The organism is Neisseria sp. P0022.S010 (assembly GCF_051956635.1).
This window is the reverse complement of sequence record NZ_JBQCXF010000413.1, coordinates 1-2,663: the sequence shown is the minus strand read 5'-3', so window position 1 is coordinate 2,663 and position 2,663 is coordinate 1. Positions and strand designations below refer to the sequence as shown.

Genomic DNA, 2,663 nt, shown 5'->3' with positions numbered 1-2,663 from the left:
GAATGATTGTAAACAATCCGTCTAAAAATAATTTATAATTGATTCATTTATAAAGAACTTTTAAATATGCCGTCTGAAAAAATTAAAAATTTTGCCTTTAAATTTTCAGACGGCCTTTGCATGATGACTACTCTGCACTAAATGCCGTCTGAAAAGTCTGTTTGCCAATGGTAATGTCGGCAGTGTAATCATGGCGGCCTTCTACGCAAAACGGCAAGCGGACTTGCGCAGCCTGCCAACTTTGCGGCGATTGTTGCGTCAGGTTGTAGCGGTTGAAGCCCATGTCCATGTTTTTCATACTGAAACCGATACTGACCGCGCCCGTATTCTTCGGCACATTTTCCACCACAATATCAAACGGATCGTGTGTATTGATGGAGGTCGCTCGCACTTTTGAACCGTCAGGCAGGACGCAGCCTTGTGTCAGACTACATTCGACTACATTCGCTTTTAACTGTTGTCGCTGCCACCAATCCAAGAGCAGCAGTTTGGCCGCCGCAAACACAATCAGTAAAACAGCGGCAATCAGTAGTTTTTGATTTTTACTCATTTCAGACGGCCTCAATGTCATTATCGATCAAAACAGCATGCACACCCATGCTCTGCCACTGCTCGCGATAAATGGAAACCATACTTTCCGGAGCAGCCGCAATCAGCGGCATAGCCACGCCTTGAGCCAAAATATCGATAACTTGCTTGGCTGCCGCTTCATTCGCTACTTTCCATACGACAGCATCGGCATTTTGCACCTGCTGCCATTGTTCGGCGTTTTCAATGATTGGCCACACGCTGGGCGCTTCTATCGGCTTGCCTTGTTGCCAATCGGCAAAATCCAGCAATACGGCAGAGGCGGTTTGATGCTGAGCCGACAAATACGGCGCAACATAATATTCGCCCATGCTGTTTTGACCGCTCAAGCCGCTTTTCAGACGGCCTTGAAGTTGGCGCGGAATGGAGAGGGAACGTAACAATGCGCTATTGGCAGGCAACATCGGTTCAACGGTAAAATCCCCTGCCTTTTGCCATGCCCATTTCTGCCCTTCCCTCGATTGGATTTCGCCCGTCCATTGGTCGGCTTCCACCCATAAAAAATGCAGGCGTACATGTGCGTGTTCGTAGGAATGGACTTTGGTCAGCCACGGCGTAGCGGCAAGGATACGGATGCCGAGTTCTTCTTCAAACTCGCGTTGCAAGGCTTGGAAGTTGGTTTCGCCCGCTTCGACTTTGCCGCCTGCAAATTCCCAATAACCGGCATACGGCTTGCCCTCTGGGCGGGAACTGAGCAGGTAGCGGCCGTTTTGGTCGAGCAAAATTCCGGCAACCACTTGTACCAATGGACGTGTGTCTTCAGTCATCATGAGCTTATTCTTATATACGGCAGGCAGTGACACCTGCCGATTTATACGTAAAAAAACGATGTCGGGCCTATACGCCCGACCTTCAACAAATACCTAACCCTTCAGGCCGTCTGAAAAGGATTTTCTATTTCAGACTACTTAAATCCGGCCTTATTTTTCCGCAATGACAAAAGCCATAACGGTATCCTCTTCATCGCTCATACTGAGATGGCAGCTTCGGATACCCTGCTCCTCCAGCCATTTTGTCAAAGCCGGTGCAAAAAACAATTCAGGTTTGCCCAATGCATCATGTCCGACACCGATATTGCGGAAAGACACCACGCCGCGTATGCCCGTACCAACGGCTTTGGCAAAAGCCTCTTTGGCGGCAAAGCGTTTGGCAAGATAGTTGACCGGTTTGCCTGCCTGTGGAAACTCCAACAGCTCTTCCGGGCTGAGAATGCGTTGCGCAAATGCCAGTCCGAATTTTTTGTTCAGGCGGATAATGCGTTTGAGGGAAACAATGTCTGTACCGATTCCGTAAATCATGGGTCTGCTCCTTGTTTAAATAGTCAGGCCGTCTGAAAGTGTGAATACCGACCAAAGCAAACCGCTTTAGCCGGTATGGCTGATGCCGTTAAGGCAACATTCTGGCTCTGAACATGACTTCCTTCATCTGGCGGACAGCTTCAGGCAGGCCGAGGAAAAGTGCTTGGGAAATCAGCGAATGCCCGATGTTCAACTCGCGGATAGCGAGAATTTGAGCAATCGGCGTCACGTTGTGAATGGTCAGGCCGTGTCCGGCGTTGACGACCAAACCCAAATCGCTGGCGTAATGCGCGCCGTTTTGAATGCGCTCGAATTGTTTCATTTGCTCGGCGTGGCCGTGCGCATCGGCATACGCACCGGTGTGCAACTCAATAACGGGCGCGCCGACATCATAAGCGGCTTGGATTTGCGCGTCGTCGGCATCGATAAACAAGGACACGCGGATGCCTGCATCGGTCAGGATTTTAGTAAACTCTGCCACTTTATCCTGTTGCGCCAATACGTCCAAACCGCCTTCGGTGGTCACTTCTTGACGTTTTTCAGGTACGAGGCACACATCTTCCGGCATGACGTTGAGCGCGTTTTCCAGCATTTCTTCCGTCAGCGCCATTTCCAAATTCAGGCGCGTGCGGATGGCGTTTTTAACGGCGAACACGTCCGCATCTTTAATATGGCGGCGGTCTTCACGCAAGTGCATGGTAATCAAATCTGCGCCGTGGGTTTCCGCAATCAGCGCCGCTTCGACAGGGCTGGGATAAATCGTACCGCGCGCATTGC

4 protein-coding genes are annotated in these 2,663 nt (G+C 50.3%); all 4 read right to left on the bottom strand.

Annotated features, from left to right (window positions below; translation table 11 throughout):
- Positions 1-127 precede the first annotated feature (127 nt).
- Positions 128-550: a hypothetical protein gene (locus ACTHUT_RS17515; RefSeq protein WP_440419210.1), complete on the bottom strand. Its 423-nt coding sequence runs from the start codon at positions 548-550 to the stop codon at positions 128-130.
- 1 nt (position 551) lies between these two features.
- A complete protein-coding gene (locus ACTHUT_RS17510; RefSeq protein WP_440419212.1) occupies positions 552-1,355 on the bottom strand; it encodes an NUDIX domain-containing protein in 804 nt (267 codons plus the stop codon).
- Positions 1,356-1,508: 153 nt separating this feature from the next.
- Complete coding sequence (gene acpS, locus ACTHUT_RS17505) at positions 1,509-1,886, bottom strand: holo-ACP synthase (protein WP_003686416.1); 378 nt, start codon at positions 1,884-1,886, stop codon at positions 1,509-1,511.
- 88 nt (positions 1,887-1,974) lie between these two features.
- Positions 1,975-2,663, bottom strand: a 689-nt coding sequence (locus tag ACTHUT_RS17500) for a pyridoxine 5'-phosphate synthase (RefSeq protein ID WP_440419208.1), incomplete at its 5' end; no start/stop codon positions are given.

Bases quoted from the DNA above. Each gene is read 5' to 3' on its own strand.
- acpS (WP_003686416.1), bottom strand. From the start codon at position 1,886: ATGATTTACGGAATCGGTACAGACATTGTTTCCCTCAAACGCATTATC.
- ACTHUT_RS17515 (WP_440419210.1), bottom strand. From the start codon at position 550: ATGAGTAAAAATCAAAAACTACTGATTGCCGCTGTTTTACTGATTGTG.
- ACTHUT_RS17510 (WP_440419212.1), bottom strand. From the start codon at position 1,355: ATGACTGAAGACACACGTCCATTGGTACAAGTGGTTGCCGGAATTTTG.